The sequence below is a fragment of the Romboutsia sp. 13368 genome, from assembly GCF_018336475.1.
In the GTDB taxonomy this organism is placed as follows: Bacteria; Bacillota; Clostridia; order Peptostreptococcales; family Peptostreptococcaceae; genus Romboutsia.
Map to the genome: position 1 here is coordinate 1,384,651 of NZ_CP048741.1, position 346 is coordinate 1,384,996.

The 346-nt window shown below is 25.9% G+C and carries 1 protein-coding gene; it reads left to right on the forward strand.

What is annotated here, in order from left to right:
* The coding region (locus G3997_RS05625) for a helix-turn-helix domain-containing protein (RefSeq protein ID WP_296644190.1) at positions 1-280 on the forward strand (280 nt) is incomplete at its 5' end.
* Positions 281-346 lie beyond the last annotated feature (66 nt).

Below are 346 nucleotides of genomic sequence, written 5' to 3' on the forward strand. Positions count from 1 at the left end.
TAGATATAATCCTACTAAAGATGTACTTAATCTATTATCTTCTAAGTTTGATATGGACTATCTTTGTATGGAAGGTTATACAAAACTTGTATATAATTTTRATGARTTTTTRGACAAGCTAAGTTTATGGATTAAAGAAAATAATCTTACTAAAGAAGATGCAGCAAATAAGCTTGGCATCTCTCGCGGACTTTTTAGATTTTGGTTTAATGGTGGTGTTATTAGTATTAGTACATATAATAAAATTCAAGGTACTCTAAGAAAATATAACTTATTATAATAAAATAGAGCTACTATAATTAGCTCTATTTTATTCTTTGGCTATGTTTTAACACAATGTTGACAT